14 protein-coding genes and 1 rRNA gene are annotated in these 16,490 nt (G+C 59.0%); 3 read left to right on the top strand and 12 right to left on the bottom strand.

Translation table 11 applies throughout. From position 1 onward, the window contains the following. The 6 genes from ACSEXW_RS27270 to pcrB form a co-directional block, all read right to left on the bottom strand. Window positions 1–135, bottom strand: a 16S ribosomal RNA gene (locus ACSEXW_RS27270); the annotation flags it as partial. Window positions 136–475: 340 nt separating this feature from the next. Next, window positions 476–682, bottom strand: coding sequence for a zinc ribbon domain-containing protein (locus tag ACSEXW_RS27265; RefSeq protein ID WP_438449335.1), 207 nt, complete (start codon window positions 680–682; stop codon window positions 476–478). A gap of 74 nt (window positions 683–756) precedes the next feature. After that, window positions 757–1,827: a VanZ family protein gene (locus ACSEXW_RS27260; protein ID WP_438449334.1), complete on the bottom strand. Its 1,071-nt coding sequence runs from the start codon at window positions 1,825–1,827 to the stop codon at window positions 757–759. Between the two features lie 180 nt (window positions 1,828–2,007). Continuing rightward, on the bottom strand, window positions 2,008–4,032 hold the full coding sequence (ligA, locus tag ACSEXW_RS27255; RefSeq protein ID WP_438449333.1) for an NAD-dependent DNA ligase LigA: 2,025 nt from the start codon (window positions 4,030–4,032) through the stop codon (window positions 2,008–2,010). Between the two features lie 37 nt (window positions 4,033–4,069). Continuing rightward, entirely contained in the window at window positions 4,070–6,430 is a 2,361-nt protein-coding gene (gene pcrA, locus ACSEXW_RS27250) for a DNA helicase PcrA (RefSeq protein ID WP_438449332.1), read from the bottom strand. Window positions 6,431–6,484: 54 nt separating this feature from the next. Next, window positions 6,485–7,177 (bottom strand): heptaprenylglyceryl phosphate synthase, encoded by a 693-nt coding sequence (gene pcrB, locus ACSEXW_RS27245; protein ID WP_438449331.1) that lies wholly within the window; start codon window positions 7,175–7,177, stop codon window positions 6,485–6,487. A 216-nt stretch (window positions 7,178–7,393) separates the two neighbouring features. Here pcrB and ACSEXW_RS27240 point away from each other — a divergent pair, with 216 nt between their 5' ends. The 3 genes from ACSEXW_RS27240 to hlpB all read left to right on the top strand — a co-directional run bounded on the left by ACSEXW_RS27240 (window position 7,394) and on the right by hlpB (window position 9,076). After that, window positions 7,394–7,888 (top strand): hypothetical protein, encoded by a 495-nt coding sequence (locus ACSEXW_RS27240; RefSeq protein WP_438449330.1) that lies wholly within the window; start codon window positions 7,394–7,396, stop codon window positions 7,886–7,888. 445 nt (window positions 7,889–8,333) lie between these two features. Continuing rightward, on the top strand, window positions 8,334–8,780 hold the full coding sequence (locus ACSEXW_RS27235; protein WP_438449329.1) for a hypothetical protein: 447 nt from the start codon (window positions 8,334–8,336) through the stop codon (window positions 8,778–8,780). Beyond that, a complete protein-coding gene (hlpB, locus tag ACSEXW_RS27230; RefSeq protein WP_438449328.1) occupies window positions 8,777–9,076 on the top strand; it encodes an HNH nuclease-like protein HlpB in 300 nt (99 codons plus the stop codon). Before ACSEXW_RS27235 ends, hlpB begins: the two co-directional genes overlap by 4 nt. Window positions 9,077–9,092: 16 nt before the next feature. On the opposite strand, the gene ACSEXW_RS27225 is transcribed toward hlpB, so the two are convergent. From ACSEXW_RS27225 to ACSEXW_RS27200, 6 genes are all read right to left on the bottom strand, one after another. Further along, the gene (locus ACSEXW_RS27225) at window positions 9,093–10,106 is read right to left on the bottom strand and encodes a DUF1835 domain-containing protein (RefSeq protein WP_438449327.1); all 1,014 of its coding nucleotides are present in this window, start codon (window positions 10,104–10,106) and stop codon (window positions 9,093–9,095) included. Window positions 10,107–10,275: 169 nt separating this feature from the next. After that, window positions 10,276–11,187, bottom strand: a complete 912-nt coding sequence (locus tag ACSEXW_RS27220; protein ID WP_438449326.1) for a DUF4340 domain-containing protein — start codon at window positions 11,185–11,187, stop codon at window positions 10,276–10,278. Continuing rightward, complete coding sequence (locus tag ACSEXW_RS27215; RefSeq protein WP_438449325.1) at window positions 11,184–12,581, bottom strand: GldG family protein; 1,398 nt, start codon at window positions 12,579–12,581, stop codon at window positions 11,184–11,186. Before ACSEXW_RS27215 ends, ACSEXW_RS27220 begins: the two co-directional genes overlap by 4 nt. Before the next feature lie 13 nt (window positions 12,582–12,594). Beyond that, the gene (locus ACSEXW_RS27210) at window positions 12,595–13,296 is read right to left on the bottom strand and encodes an ABC transporter permease (RefSeq protein ID WP_438449336.1); all 702 of its coding nucleotides are present in this window, start codon (window positions 13,294–13,296) and stop codon (window positions 12,595–12,597) included. Between the two features lies 1 nt (window position 13,297). Further along, on the bottom strand, window positions 13,298–14,449 hold the full coding sequence (locus ACSEXW_RS27205; RefSeq protein ID WP_438449324.1) for an ABC transporter ATP-binding protein: 1,152 nt from the start codon (window positions 14,447–14,449) through the stop codon (window positions 13,298–13,300). A 329-nt stretch (window positions 14,450–14,778) separates the two neighbouring features. Then, window positions 14,779–16,347 carry an IS1182 family transposase gene (locus ACSEXW_RS27200; protein WP_438449323.1) on the bottom strand — a complete coding sequence of 523 codons (1,569 nt, stop codon included), beginning with the start codon at window positions 16,345–16,347 and terminating at the stop codon, window positions 14,779–14,781. Window positions 16,348–16,490: the final 143 nt, after the last annotated feature.

The following is a 16,490-nucleotide window of genomic DNA, read 5'->3' as shown; positions in this document are numbered from 1 at the left end:
CTTACAGGCAGGTTGCCTACGTGTTACTCACCCGTCCGCCGCTAACCTGTCCCCGAAGGAACAGATCCGCTCGACTTGCATGTATTAGGCACGCCGCCAGCGTTCGTCCTGAGCCAGGATCAAACTCTCCAAAAAGGTTCGTTCGATATAGCTCATTCATTACACTTGGCTGTTGTAAAACATGTCATTTGTTCAGTTTTCAAGGAGCTTGCGGGACGCATTCGCGCTGTAATGCGTTAGCGCTTCATACCGTCACAAGAAGATATCTTATCAGGTTATGTCGTGAAAGTCAACATCTTATTTTGTTCCTGATATTCTTCTCTGCCACCGTCGGGCCAAGCCCTTCGAAGCGGCGAAAAGTAATATACCATAGACGACCTTGCGAAAGCAAGTCACTATTTTTTGACAAGAAAAAACCGCCCTGCACGCACCATCTGGTACGCAGAACGGTTGCCCCAACGCAAGCGCGTCAAGATCAGCCTCCAAAGAAGAAATCGAGGATGTTGGAGGCCTTGGACGACTCGCGGTTATAAAACTCCGAGTAGCCGCAGTTTTTGCAATATACCACAACGAATTGGTTCTTCTGAATATCGAACATCTTAGACAGCCCCGTTCCGGTCATCGCCACTTCCTTCGTGTCTGCATTTCTGCTCCCGCACTTGATACAGCCTTTGCCGTTCATCCGGATCCTCTCCCCGTTTCGAATTAATCTGTTATACGGCAGTTCCGCCGCGAGGTTTCCTTATCCTGTAAAATCTAGAATACGACAAACCCGGTGCCGCTTCTCGCTTCATAAAAAGGCTTCCGGCTCCGGTTCAGCATACAGCGGAACAGGTGGACGGTCATCACAGCTCCGATCAAGCCGGCCGCACCCGCGCCCAAAGCCAGGTACACAGTAGAAACGTACCCGCTCACCGCCACCTCCAGCACAGCCGCCGCTGCGAAGAGCAGACCATACCGGATCAGCAGCTCGCGAATGCGGATATGCGTCTCCCGGCCCGTGAGCCGGATGCGGACCACCCACTTGCCGAAGGTCCGGCCGTTGGTCACGTAGGTGAGCACACCATAATAGAAGAAGGCCAGCAGGAAGCAAGGATAGGGAACGCGGATGACGATCAAAAAAGCCCATAAGGGCAGCAGCAGGCACCCGTCCAGGAGCAAGGCCAACGCCCTGCGGATATAAGTGACGCGTTGGGCCGCCAAATCTACTTGATCATCCAGCTTATCGATCTTCGGGAGCAGTCCCGACAGCCGGGCCGACAGCGCGAAGCCCATCATGCCGCCCAGCGTATTGGCCATCAGATCATCCACATCGAACAGCCGATACGGATAATCGAATATCCCGTAGATCCCGGTGAGCTGGGTGACCTCGAAAAAAAGCGACAGGCCGAAGGAAGCGGCCACACAGACCCGGCGGCTGCTCCGGAAGTAGTACCGGAGGAAAAATCCGAACGGCATGGTCAAGATCACATTGAACAGCACCTGCAAAAAAGCACGCTCCTTCAGCAGGTGCACGTAGGAGGCCGTGCTGTCGGCAGACATTGCGGATTCCTGAATGATGTCATGGATGAAATGAAACGGAATCCACTGCATTGCGGAGATGAGCTCCCGAGGCGCGTTATGGATACTAGCGGGGAGAGGCAGCAGGACCAAGAACAGCGCATTCATCAAATATAGCAGCAATAAATAAAGCACGACGGCGCGGAACTTGTTGATATAACCGTGCCTCCGGTACTGCACGGTCAGGAACGGCAGCGTGAACAGACCCGCCGCCAAGGGAAACGCCATGAATGCGTACGATATGGGAAACAAGTAAGACTCCAACATGACTGAACACCATCCTTTATAGCCGGGGAAGCTCTTTATGGTACACATTGTAACCCCACAGAGAACCGGCCAAAACCGACCTCGGTATAAATCGGACCCCGACTAAGGTCCAGAATGGAAGGAAGAACGCGAAGAAGCCCCTTGCATCACCCGTATCGGGTGCCGCAAGGGGCTTCGTCCTTATTCGCCGCCGTTCAATAGACGCAGCAGCTCCTCTTCGTTATCGATGATCCGAATGCCCAGCTCCTGGGCCTTGGTCAGCTTGCTGCCGGCACTCTCGCCGGCGACGACCACGTCCGTCTTCTTGGAGACGCTGCCCGTCACCTTGGCTCCTGCCGCCTCCAGCAGCTTGCCCGCATCGTCGCGGGACAAGGTCGGCAGCGTGCCGGTCAGGACGACGGTCTTGCCGTAGAAGAAGCCCTCGGTGTTGGCCGGCGCGGCTTTCTCTTCGGCCCGCGGCGCCACACCCAAGCGCAGCATCTTCTCGATGCTGGCCCGCATGAGCGGGTCCTCGAAGAACGTGACGATGCTGTCCGCCACAATGCCGCCGATGTCCGGAAGCGCCTGCAGCTCCTCGCGAGTGGCTGCCATGATGCCGTCCAAGCTGCGGTAGTGATCCGCCAGCTCCTTGGTGGTCGTCTTGCCCGTGTTGGGAATCCCCAGCGCGAACAGGAACGAAGACAGATCCCGAGTCTTCGACTTCTCCAGTGCCTCCAGCAGGTTCTTCGCCTTCTTCTCGCCGAAGCGCTCCAGCCCCACCAGCTGGTCCAGCGTCAGCTCATACAGATCCGCCGGATCGCGCACGCCCCGCTCGTCGTAGAGCTGCTCCGCCGTCTTCTCGCTGAAGGTCTCGATATCCATGGCATCCCGGGATGCAAAATGCGCGATCCGGCCGATCAGCTGCGGACGGCAGCCCGTCTTGTTCGGGCAGAACAGATGGGCGCCGCGCCATTCCAAGGAGGAGCCGCAGGCCGGGCAGATCTCGGGTGCGCCGATCTCTCCCCCATCCTGTTCCTCCGTCACCTTGCCCAGAATCTCGGGAATGACGTCATTGGACCGGCGGATGTACACCAGCGTCCCTAAGCCGTGCTTCAGCCCTTTGCGCTCAATGTCCCCCATGTTGTTCAGCGTGCAGTTCTGCACCGTTACTCCGGCCAGCTCCACCGGTTCCACCTTGGCCACCGGCGTCAGCTTGCCCGTACGTCCCAGCTCCCAGGTGACGGAGAGCAGCGTGGTCGCCGCTTCCTCGGCCTCGAATTTATAGGCTACCGCCCAGCGAGGGAATTTGTCCGTATAGCCCAGCACCTCGCGAGTCCGCATATCGGTCACCTTCACGACCGTTCCGTCGATCAGGAAGTCGAAGCCGGCGCGCAGCTCCGCCACCCGGTCCAGCTCCCCGACTACTTGCTCGATCGTATCGAAGTAGTGGGTGAAGTCGTTGACCTTAAAGTGATTCTCCCGAAGAAACGCCAGCATCTCTTGATGCGTCTCGAACTGAATGTTGTCGGAGTATCCCACGTTGTAGAAGAACGCATCCAGCTTCCGCTCGGCGGTGGTCTGCGGATTCAAGTTCCGCAGGGCTCCCGCAGCCGCATTCCGGGCATTCTTCAGCGGCTCGGCTGCTGTTCGGTTATATTCCTCCAGGACGGAGAGGAACATGACGCCCTCGCCCTGCACCTCGATGGTGCCTTCGGTGAACGGAATGCGCAGCGGAATGGAGCGGATGGTCTGAACCTGGGGCAGGATGCCCTCCCCTACCTGGCCGTTACCCCGGGTGGAGGCTTGTACCAGCAGCCCGTTCTCGTAGGTCAGGTTCAGAGTCAGCCCGTCGAATTTGAGCTCCAGCGCAAAAGCAGGCTTCGGCAGCGGATTCGCTGGGTTGGCCGCATTATATTGGTCCACCAGCTTGACCACACGGGCATGCCAGGCCATCAGATCGTCCTTATTCTGCGCCTTATCCAAGCTCCACAGCCTGGCCTTGTGACGGTGGGGCTCGAAGCCCTTCAGAATCTCTCCGCCCACCCGCAGGGTCGGAGAATCGGGCAGTACGGTGCCCGTCTCCTTCTCCAACGCGGCGAGCCGGTCATACAGCGCATCATATTCGGCATCCGAGAGGGTCGGCCGATCCAACGTATAATACAGATAAGCATGCTTGTTCAGCTCTTCGATCAACTGCTGCATCTGGGCCGTGCGTTCCGTTGACATAGCCGGTCATCCTTTCGGAATAAGGGTATCTTTGGGATCAGGATTGCTTCGTAATGGGAGCGAACTTGGCCAACAGGCGCTTCACCCCGACCGGGGCCGGGAAGGCGATCTGCAGCTCCGTATCGTCTCCTGTGCCCTTCACGGCCACGATGGTGCCGGTGCCCCACTTGTTGTGCGACACCTTGTCGCCCATGCGGAAGTCGGCTGGGTTGACCGCGCCGGCACCTGCGCCGGCCGGGGCTCCCGGCCGCGGGCGGGACATCAGCCCGCCCCCTCCGGCAGGAGCGGCGCCCGATGGAGCGCCGAAGGGACGGGTTCCGCCGGCGGCGGATGCGCCCGCGCCCGCGCCGCCGCTGAACGAGCCTCCCCCGAAGGAGGCTCCTCCCGTCCTGCGGTCGGCGAAGCTGCCCGCCAGGCCCGGCCGTCCGAAGCGGTCCCGTCCCGGCGTCAGCTCTTCCTTGAACTGGTCCGGGATCTCCTTCAGGAACCGGGACGGCGCATTGGCGCTCATGCGGCCGAACAGCGTCCGCATCCTAGCGTTGGTCATGTAGAGCTCTTCCTCCGCCCGCGTGATGCCCACGTAGGCCAGGCGCCGTTCCTCCTCCAGCTCCTCGTTGTCCGTCAGGGCCCGGCTGTGAGGGAACACGCTCTCCTCGCAGCCGCAGATGAACACGACCGGGAACTCCAAGCCCTTGGCGCTGTGCATGGTCATAAGGACTACGGCGTTCCCGGAGGCCGCATCCTCGTCCTTATCCATGCTGTCGATGTCCGCGATCAGGGCCAGGTCCGTCAGGAAGGACACCAGGCTCTTGTCCTCGTTGCGCTTCTCGAAGTCCATGGTCACGGACAGGAACTCGTCGATGTTCTCGAGGCGGGACTGGGACTCGAGGGTATTTTCCCGCTGCAGCTCCAGCTTGTAGGCCGTCAGCTCCAGCATCTTCTCCGTCAGCTCCGTGACGGACAGGTACTCCAGCATCTGATTCAGGTTGGCGATCATGTCGCGGAAATCCCGGAGCGTCGCCTTCGTACGCCCGGTGATGTCCAGCTCGTCCAGGTCGTCCAGCACCGCGAAGATGGAGACGCCCCGGCGGGCGGCCGCATCCGCCAGCTTGTCCACCGTGGTGTCCCCGACACCGCGCTTCGGCACGTTGATGACCCGGCCCAGGCTGATGTCGTCGTCGGGGTTGGAGATGAGCCGCAGATAAGCCAGCAGGTCCTTGATTTCCTTCCGGTCATAGAACTTGATGCCGCCGACAATCTGGTAGGGCACCTCGGACTTGATCAGAATTTCCTCGATGACCCGGGATTGGGCGTTGGTGCGGTACAGGATGGCGTAATCGCGGTAGTTCCGCCCCGTATTCAGGCCCTTCTTGATCTCGCCGACGATGAAATAGCCTTCCTCATGCTCCGAATCCGCCGAATAAAGCCGGATCTTCTCGCCTTCGCCCTTGTCGGACCACAGATTCTTGGATTTGCGCCCGGTGTTATTGGAGATGACCTTGTTGGCGGCATTCAGGATGTTGGTCGTGGACCGGTAGTTCTGCTCCAGAAGGATGGTCGTCGCTTCCGGATAGTCTTCCTCGAAATTCAGAATGTTCGTAATGTCCGCCCCGCGCCAGCGGTAGATGGACTGGTCGCTGTCTCCGACGACGCAGATGCGGTGGTGCTTGTCCGCGATCATCTTGCAGAGCATGTATTGGGCGCGGTTCGTATCCTGATACTCGTCCACGTGGACGTATTGGAACTTGTTCTGGTAGTGCTCCAGCACCTCGGGCACGTCCTTGAACAATTGGATGGTCGTCATGATGAGGTCGTCGAAGTCCAGGGAATTGTTGGCCTTCAGCTTCTTCTGGTACAGCTTGTAGACCTTGGCCACCAGTCCGTCAAAATAATCGCCGATCTTCATCTCCAGCCGCTCGGGCGTCACCAGCTCGTTCTTCGCGTTGCCGATGGCCGCTTGAATGGACTTGGGCTCGAACTTCTTGGCGTCGATGTTGAGCTCCTTCATGCACCCCTTGATGACGGACAGCTGGTCCGCGGAATCGAGAATGGTGAAGTTGGAGGTGAAGCCGATGCGGGAGATGTCGCGGCGCAGAATCTTCACGCACATGGAGTGGAACGTGGAGACCCAGATGTCGCGGGCGGACGGGCCGACCAGCTTCTCCACCCGGTCCTGCATCTCGCGTGCCGCCTTGTTGGTGAACGTGATGGCCAGAATGCTCCACGGCGCGGCCTTCCCGGTGCCGATCAGATAAGCGATCCGGTGCGTCAGCACCCGGGTCTTGCCGGAGCCGGCGCCTGCCATGATCAGAAGGGGACCGTTGACGGTCTCCACGGCTTTTTTCTGCTGAGGGTTAAGCTTGTTGACCGACTGTTGAAGATCCGTTAAAAATGTCATGCGAGTCCTTCCCATCTATCGAAATTCCACAGGCCCCCGTGTTCCGGGAGTGTGTCAGAGCTTGCGGACGGCGTCCACTGTAGCAAGGGCTTGGGACAGATTCTCGTAAACGGCGTTGCCGACGACGATCGTATGGGCGGCTTGGGCGGCTTCGCGGGCCTTGTCCGGGCCGTCGATGCCTCCCCCGTAGAAGAGCCGGGAGCGCTGCAGCACGTTCCGGGTCTGCCGGACCCACTCCATATTGCCGAAGGTGCCGCTGTACTCGACATAGAAGATCGGCAGCGAAAAAAGCCGGTCCGCCATGCGGGCATACGCGGTCAGATCCTTCAGCGTGGCGGGCGCCCGGGCCCCCGTTAGCTTGGCGGCGGTGGAATCCTCGTTCAGGATGACGTACCCTTCGGCGGCGATCCGGTCCCATTCCAGATGGGCCCCCGCCTCACGAAGCGCCTCCTGATGCCGGCCGCAAATCCATTCCCCCTGATCGGTATTCAGCACAATCGGGATAAAATAGAGATCGAAGCCCGGAACCAGCGCTTCATCCGTTGAGATCTCCAAGACGCAAGGAACGGCAAAGCGGCGGATTCGGGACATCAGATCCACGGTATTGTCATAGGTCACGCCGGAGGAGCCGCCGACGAGGATCGCGTCCGTGCCGGACGTACAGACCTTCTCCAGCGCTTCGTCGCTTAATTCCCGGTCCGGGTCCAGCTTAAATACATGCCGCCATTGTCCGATGAGCCCTGTCATGATGAGCCTCCGCCTTCCATCCGTCTGGTTTACGAGCCTGTCCATCCTCTCCAGTCTAAGGGAGGGGGACATGGGTGTCAAATAGGGCGTTGGTCTTATTAGACCATGCGAAACGGATGAATAATATGGTATAATCATAGGTAAGTTTAACTATTTTTGGTCATGCTTGAACGGGTGATCTTCCCTTAACACACGCATACGGAAGAAGGGGTATCGTTGGCTATAAAAACCATCATATTGGAGATCGACGTGGAAGACGGGGAAGATGCGGCGGTTAAGGAGCTACTGGCTTACTTGGCCTATACGAAACGCATAAAGAAATACCTGTGGCGGGAAAAGGATGCTGCGGCGTTCAAGCCTCCAGCGGTTCCTCAAGGCGAGGCTCCTAGAGCGGCCGATTCCCAAAAAGCGGCGACGGACATCAAGCCGGCCCCGAAGCACGAGACCAAGCATGAGCCCAAGCACGAGCCGAAGAAAGTCGAACATTCGCCTATGGTGGCCGCTCTGTCGGAGCAGCTGTCCGACTGGAAGAAGCAGGACAAGCTGATTCGCCTGAAGGCCTTAAAGGGCAAGGGCAAAATGCTGGATATCGCCTGCAAGATCGTCAGCCAGGACGACGCCTCCGGCATCGTGACTGTCTACGATGTGGACCGGAAGGTGGTTGAGACGGTCCGGGTCACGGAGATCGAGGATATCCATCTGGCGCTGTAAGAAGAGGCTTAGAGTCAGCACCGGCTAACGGTTGCTGCTGCATGGCGATGGTAGACGAGAGCGCGTGGATGAGCGTCTGGCGATGGAGACGAGAGCAGCGCTTGAATGAGCGTCTGGCGATGGAGACGAGAGAGCATGGATGGGTGTCAGTCTAACGGTTGCTGCAGCCGTTATTTCGCTGAGATGGGCCGGGTTTATTCGCTAACGGTTGTGACCGGCGTTATTTCGCGTCTGGAAGGCGTTATTTCGTAAAAACCGATCCATTAACGCCTGTGGCATCCGTTAGAAATGAAAAAGGCTCTATCGCCCGCACATAATGCGTGTGGCAACCGTTAGACTCTTGCCGTAGACCGCTGTCCCTGAATGGGATGGCGGTCTTTGGTTTTTTACGTTGGCTGGTGGCTGAACAAAAATTGGGGCACCTTATTACCGGAGGTGTTGCCCGGTGAAAAAATCGGCGGTTCTGCTGCTGTTAACGGCAGCGTTGTGGTTGGCGGTCAGCTTCGGTACGGCGGGCGAGGCGCTTGCGCCGGCCGGGTCGGAGCTGGAGCGCTTCGATGTGGCGCAAGGGGCGGTGGTCAGCCGGATTCCTTCCACCCCGGAGCTTCAGGCGGAAGCCGGCAAGCTGCTCCAGTCCTTGAGCAAGGCCAAGGGCTTGTTCCGCGCCGATCCCAAGGATGGCACGGTGCTCCGGATCCCGCTCCAGCCCTCGCAGGAGGTGAAGCAGCCGGGATTCTACGCCTTCGCGGCGGAGATGTATGTGTTCCTGCCCTTGGGCCAGGATCCGTACATCCTCCTCTTCTCGGAGGAGAACGAGCCCCGCCTGTTCGGCTTCGATTATCCGGTGGACCGTCTCCTGACGCTGTGCGGCTGGAAGGATGCCCGCCCGTGAAACCGGCGCTGGATGCATGCGAGCTCTGCGGCCGGACGGGGGTGGAGACGACGGAGCATCATCTGACCCCCCGGGAGATGGGCGGCTCCCATCTGCCCACCGCCGACCTGTGCCGGCCCTGCCATAAGCAGATCCATGCCCTCTATTCCAACGAAGAGCTGGCCGCCAGGCTGTCCACCCTGGAGGAGCTCCGGGCCGACGGGCAGATCGCCCGATACCTCCGGTGGATCCGCAAGCAGGCGCCCGGCTCTCTCCCCCGGACACGCAAATCCAGAGCGCTCCGGGAGAAGGGATAGCCGGAAGGCGGCAAGGTTAGTTGCCCGGCTGCACGAGTCGCTCCGCATCCGGGTCCCAGCGCCAGACGGGGCCGGCGGGCTCAAGCCGGACGCCGCCTAAGATGCGGCGGATGCCGTTCAGCTGGACGGCGTCCGCCTCGCCGTCCAGCACCTTGCGGCCGTCCGGAGTCAGGCGGACGGTCACCCCTTGCGGCGCGGGCTCCCCGAACCGCGGCAGCCGTTCCGCCCCGTCGATGCGGAGCAGGGGATGGGGGCCGTCACGCAGCCGCTCCAGGTGCGGCCAGAAGGCCAAGTCGCCGATGCCGTACAGGGTGAGCGGCTCGGTGGCCTCCCGGAAGAGCGGCACCAGCTGCCCGAAGCTGGCGGCCACCGCCTCCAGCACGGCGCGCTCCACCCGGCCCAGCCCGTCGCGGACCGACGGGAAGCGCGCCAGGTGGGCGGCGAAGGCCCCCCGCAGGAAGGGCAGCGCAGCGGTGCCGGGGGCTGGGAGGAGCGCTTCCACCGACCGGGGGTCGGTGGAGACGTACGCCTCCCAAGCCTGCCGGCCCAGCGCCAGCTGCCCGGGGGCGACGGGCCGCCGCCCCGGGTAGAGCGAGGCCAGCTGCGCCGGACTCAGCTGGCCCAGCCCGTGAAACGGCTCGATCCCCGGATACGAGCCGAGGGTCACGAGCTGGAGGCGGAGCGGCGGAACGTCCCGCTGCGCCTCCAGCTCCGAGAGCCGATGCAGCAGGTACGCCTGCATCGTCTGATCATAGAGATCGTGCTCGAACCACAGCACGATCTCTTCGCCTGCATAGACGGCCGCGTCCAGGGCCGTCTCCTGCTCCTCGCGGTTCGCTTCATAGAGCTTCGGCGGAATGCCGAAGGTCTCATCCAGGAACCGCGCCCGTTCTTGGCGGACGGCCTCCGACTGCATGTCCGCCGCTACCGGCCCTTCCGTGTAGTCCTCCCGCCACGGAAGCACCCTTCCTTCCATGCCCGCCTTCCGTAATCTTTCCGCCACGGCGTCCCCGTTCGTAATATGCAGCATATGGGAATCCCCCTTTGTTTCCAATGGTTTCCTTTTCTGATCTTAACAGAAAAAGGGAGCCGGATAAACAGCCGCATCTTTCTTTTCCCCACCACCCGTTAAGACGGGGGGCAGGGTTCCCAACGCCGAACAGCCGGCCCCCTGGAGGACCGGCTGCTGCCGCGCAAGACTATTTCTTCCCCATATCATACAGCGCCTGAATATCCGTGACGGTCACGGCGTACGCCCAGGCTCCGTCATCCTTGGCGATGCGGACCAGCTCGTTGTCGATCTTGCCGGCGTAGGACAGGACCGTCTCCTGGCCGCCGTCCTCCTGCTTCACCGTCAGCTTCAGCTCGGCGGCGGCCAGGTTCACCTCGCCCTTCGCCTTCGGAAGCCGATCGGTAGCCAGGAAGGTCAGCTTGTCGAGAATGGCGCCGCCCTCCTCGGGCTTCAGCTCCTTATCGCCGAGCTTCCAGGCCGACTCATAGGCCTTCTTCGCCAGATCGCTCTTGGTCAGGGTCCATTTCTCGCCCTTCCATTCCAGCTCCACTGACTTGATCTTGTCGTACTCCACCTTCAGAACGTTCTTGTCGAGAAGGTCTTCCGCGGTCTTACTCACACCAGACAGCACGGAGTCCTCCATCTCGTAGACGGTATTGCGGTCCGCCGCCTTCACATAGGTGGTGCCGGCTACCGGCAGCGGACTGCCGACGAGGAGCTTCCTTACGCTCCCGTCCTTCAGCGCCGCTTCGACCTCCCGGGAAGGTCGATCCAATCCGAAGTCCGCCAAGCTGCCCGGGTTCTCGTCGATGACGCCCTTCACCTTCAGGTCCGCCATCGATTGGGCCAGCCCGTCGGCAGCAAGCTTCTCCACCGGATAGGCTGCCGGCTTCAGCATCTCCCAGCCGTCGTCCTTGCGCTTGATCTCTACGGCGTTATCGCCGGTTCCCAGCTTGACGCCGGTCACCTCCGCGCTCTGCAGGGTGAACAGGACGGAAGCCGGCTTCGCCTTCTCACGGAAGAAGTTCTCCTGCTTCGCGTACACATACCCGGCGATCAGCACTACAACCAGCAGAAGCGTAGGCAGAAGCTTCTTCATCCTTTTCTCCTCCTCCACCAGACGAAGCCGCCCAGCACGAGGAAGCACAGCGGGAACACGAGAATGGTGCCCCAATAGATCAGCTTCTGCTTCGACAGGGCGATGTACACCTGCTGCGGCGCCTTCTCCTCCCGGGGACGGATGGTGACGAGCTCCTTCTGTCCGCTGAGCCAATTCACGCTGTTCAGGGCGAAGTCCCGGTTGCTCTGCTCCGCGATCCAGTCATCCCGCAGAAAGAGGCCGTTGCCGATAACCACCGCCTTGGGCTTGTCGTCCTTGGTCACGGCATAAGCCAGATCCAGAGGACCCTTCAGGTCCGCATCGGTCTTCTTGATGACCTCCTGGGTCAGACGGGTATTCGAGGTGAAGGGCGCCAGGTTCGTCTTGCCATACCCTTGGTCCCCGGTCCGCAGCAGCGAGCTGGCCGTGAAGCCGGTCTTGTCCGTCTGCGCCGTCAGGGACATCACACCCGGCATGGCCACGATCACCTGCTGCTGCTCCAGCTTCTTCGTGATGTCGTGGTAGCCGTACTGCGGAACGATGGTCAGCGGATCGGAGGACAAGGTCTTGGAAGACTCCACCACCAGTGCATTCTGGCTCTTCACGCCGACGGCGTCCAGCACCTTGGTCCAATGGGTCCACTTGTCCATGTCCTTGGCCAGGTCGACGGTCATGTACAGCTTGCCCTTATCGGCCAAATAATCGGTGATCAGCTTGGCCTCCTGCTCGCTCAGGTCCTTCTGCGGGGACAGGATGACCAAGGTTTCCGCGTCCTGCGGGATGGCCCCGTCCTTGAACAGGTTCAAGTCCTTCCATTCCACGCCCTCGTTCTCCAGCCCGCGCTTGAACTCGGAGGCATTGGTCATCGGAAGCTCGTTATGGCCGGTCACGACGTAGGCCACATGCTTTTGCCCGGATATGAGGTCCAGAATGGCCTGGGTAAACTTCGATTCCCCGTCATAGGTATAGGTGGTCTGGTCCGACCCGTAGCCGAACAGCTCGCTGCTGCTGACGCTCTTGGTCTTGCCGTTGCCCTCGAACACGATGGTGCCATAGGCGTCGATCTGGTATTTCTGGGCGATGGCGGGCTTCTTCTTCGGGTCCACCTCTTCCCAGGTAAACTTGTCGTTCAGCTTATGGTATTCGTCCAGCAGGTCCTTGATCTGCCGGCTGACCACGCTCTGCCCCTCCTGAGTGAAGGCGATGGCGTGGACCTCCTTGTCGAGGCTCTTGACGGTGCTGACGGTCTTGTCGGACAAGGTAAACTTCTTGTTCGCGGTCAGATCCCACTGGACTCCCTTCATGGAGTGCAGGAAGATCGTGAGCAAGATGAATATCCCTACGGCGGCCAGAGACAAGACGGCGGCATTGGTGCCTTTGATCCAGTTTTTCACGATGGTCTCCCTCCTATCTCCAGCGTTTGCGTTCCAGCGTCTGAATGCTCAACACGAGGAACAGCACCGACAGGGTCACATAAAACAGCACGTCCGGCAGGTCGAAGATCCCCTTCTGCAGATTGTTCAGCCGCTGCACGATGGAGAACTGGGTGAAGAAGTCCCGGCCGGAGGAATAGAGGCTGTACCCCATCCAATCGATGACCCACATCAAGAGAAGCATGGCGAACGCCGCAATGCCGGCAACCATCTGATGAGAGGACAACGTGGAGCAGAACAAGCCGACGGCCATCATGGCCGCTCCCAGCAGGAACAGGCTGAGATAGGACAGCCAGAGCACTGGCTGGTCCAGCGTCCCGTAGGTGGCCATGATCGCCGGGTACAGGAGAGAGAGCGCCACCAGCAGGAACTGAACGATCACCGCCGCCGCATATTTGCCCAGGATGATCTCGGTGATGTTAGCCGGGGAGGTGAGCAGGAGCTCATCCGTGCCTTGGCGCAGCTCATCCGAGACCAGACGCATGGTCAGGAGCGGAATGATGAACAGGTAGAACAGGATCATGTTGCTGAACATGGGCCGGATATCGACCTGGAAGCTGGACAGGAAGTCGTTGGCGAAGAAGAACCCCGTCAGCAGGAAATAAAAGGCGAACGCCACATACGCCACCGGCGAGTAAAAATACATCTGCAATTCCTTGCGGCAAATGGCCCACATTCTACGCACGGCCGGTCCCTCCTCCCGGTGTGTTCGGGTCTTCGTCCTTGTCTTCGTCCGCGTCTCCGTCCAGGCCGGCGGCAGCGGTCCCCTCCGGGTTCTCCGCTTGGGAGCCTGCCTCTTCGGAAGCTTCACCGGCACTGTCGAACGGCTCCCGCTCCTCCTCGGTTACGATCCCCGAGCCGCCGGCTGCAGCATCTCCGGAGGTCAGCTTCAGGAAGATCTCCTCCAGGCTCAAGGTCTCCTTCTTCATCTCCAGAATCGGAAGGCGCAGCTCCGCCATCCTATAGAAGAGCTGCTCCCGGATATCGGTCCGGTCCTTCGCCGCCACGCGCAGCCGCACGATATCGTCCGCGCCCGGAGTGGCCTCCGGCTGGGCAGCTGCTTGGAGCAGCTCGACCGTATCGACGCCGGCCACGGCTTGAATGCCGCTCACGACGGCCATCTGCTCCCCGCGCACCTCCAAGGTCAGCTCGAACTTCTCCCCCATGCGGCCGTTCAGCTGCTCCGGCTTCTCGTCCAGGACGATCTGCCCCTGGTTGATGATGAGCACCCGGTTGCAGAGGGTGTTCACCTCAGGGAGAATATGGGTGCTCAGGAGCACCGTATGGTTCTCGCCCAGCTCCTTAATAAGCTCGCGAATTTCGATGATCTGCTTGGGATCCAGGCCGGAGGTGGGTTCGTCCAGCACCAGCAGATCCGGCTTGTGCAGGATGGCCTGAGCCAGCCCCAGCCGCTGCTTGTAGCCCTTCGACAGACTGCGGATCACCTGCTTCTCCCGCCCCTGGAGCCCCAGCTTGCCAACGGCCTCGCTGATCCGCTGCTTCTGCTCCCGGGCCGGAATATCCCGAAGATCCGCGATGAATTTCAGATACGCCTGCACGGACATATCCGGGTACAGCGGCGGTGTTTCCGGCAGATACCCGATCTTGCGCCGGGCCTTCTTCGGGCTGTCGGCCATGGATAAGCCGTCGATCCGGATCTGTCCCTTCGTTGGATTCAGATACCCCGTAATCATCCGCATGGTCGTGGTTTTTCCCGCTCCGTTGGGTCCCAGAAAGCCCACGATTTCCCCCCGGTCCATCGAGAAGTCAATGTTGCGGACGCCGCGCTGATTCTCGTACATTTTGCTGACCTCACGCACTTCTAGCACACTCGGTAACCCCCCAATTCAAGTTGTGGTCCCTCCCAAAAACAAGCAAATTTAATATACGTACGGAAGTCTAAACCGAGCTTAAAGAAAACTGAAAGGAACATTAAAAGTTTGTGTCCAAATTGTGAACGGCGTCCCAGGATTGGTTCAGGGGGAGAGCGGCTATTGCCGCTTCTTATCTGAAGGACGGCAGGCCCACCGAATACCGGAGGTCTCCGGACGGAACGTCAAGGAACAGGTCATCCCCTAAAAAAGAAGAGGCTGTCCCAAAAGTGAATTTTGAATCAGCCCGAGCAACATAAGTGATGCTATACGAAAAAACGAAAGAGCTAGGCGGCCTGTTTTCGCTTAGCTCTTTCGTTTTTGGCATCCACAGCTGCTTTCTTGAGCAGGTTATGGGCAAGGGAAAGCCACCCGACCTCTAGACTTACTTTTGGTAAGCCTCGAAGCAGGAACCGCTTAAAGCCTCGGTTGCTCTTCATATCGCCAAATACAGGCTCCGGTTCGATCATACGTCTCACTGCCAACGCATATCCTTCTTCGCTACGGAGCTTTTGCCTTGCTTGGTTCTTCAGCCGCAAATACTTCATGCTTACTTTGATCTCGCGGTTCCCCTCGGCTTTCGTACACTGTAGCTTCAACGGGCAATTCTCACATCCGGCACTTCGGTAATGCCGATATTCGATTTCGTAGCCACTTTCCGTCTTCTCCTTGCTTACTCGACGGAATTCGAGAGATTGTCCGACCGCGCATGTCCATGTATCTTCTTCGTTGTTATAGGTCCAGTTGTCGATCTTGCCGATGTCCTTCTGCCAGGCGTTGCTCTTTTCGCGGTGATAGGTACTGTATTTGACGATCGCTTCAACGTCATTTTGCTCGAGATAGTCGTAATTCTCTTCGCCGCCATACCCTGCATCGGCGATGACGGTGCCCGGGAGTTTCCCTAACTGCGATTTTACCTTTTCGAGATGTGGGATGAGACAGCGCGTATCGGTTGGCCGCTGGTGCAAGCTGTAGCCGACGATGAATTGATTTTCGGTGCCGATCTGTACATTGTAGCCCGGTTTCAGCTGGCCGTTTTGCATGTGGTCTTCTTTCATTCGCATAAACGTGGCGTCATGATCGGTTTTGCTGTAGCTGTTTCTTGTACCTAAGACTGCTTGCTGTGTCTCGTACTTTTGAAGACGAGGAAGAAGGTCCTTGCGCAATACGCGAACTGCCTTTTTTAACGGCTTGTCTTTGGGCTTCTCCTGCAAGCGTTCTTCTAATTGCTTGACAGCTTGCTCCAGTTTTTCACTGCTAACGGTGGATATCTCCCCCAGCTCGATAAGATCCTGGCCCCCGTGCGTTTTTTCTTCTTGCTTCTCGGCTTCCTCAATGGCGGCGAATAAAGTTTGTACTTTCTCCAGAAGCTTGGCCTTCTGCTTGACGACCGCCTTCCCCCAAACAAACGTATACCGGTTGGCATTGGCTTCGATCTTGGTGCCGTCCACAAAGTAATGTTCCAGCTTCACATAGTTCTCCTCCGCCAGAAAATGAAGAACCGCGGTAAACACGGTCTCTAGTACGGTTTTCATTCGCTCCGAGCGAAATCGGTTGATGGTACGAAAATCTGGGCGTTGCCTGCCTGCAATCCACATGAACATGATGTTTTCGCGGATGGCTTTGGCAATCTGACGGGAGGAGTAGATGCGCTGCGTGTAGGCGTAAATGATAACTTTGGTGAGCATCTTGGGGTGGTAGCTATCCCGTCCACCCCCTGGGTAAGCCACGTCAAAGATGGCGTCATCCAGACGATTTACGGCTGTGTTAATAACCCGGACAAGATGGTTTTGAGGAATGTCATATTCAAGATCCATTGGCAGACACAACTGGTCCATGGTATATTGGATGTACAAAAGAAACCTCTCCTTTTGGAATAAATGGTTGCTCGACACATCCATTTTACCTAGGACAGGTTTCTTTTTGTTTTACAAAAAAAGCAAAAATAGAAGGGGCCATCCCTAAGCCATGTTTTTCATGACTTTTGGGACAGCCCCTT

Source organism: Oryzibacillus soli (genome assembly GCF_051594765.1).
GTDB lineage: Bacteria > Bacillota > Bacilli > Paenibacillales > NBRC-103111 > Paenibacillus_AR.
Note: the sequence above shows the minus strand (reverse complement) of the source record. Positions and strands in the feature narration are given on the sequence as shown.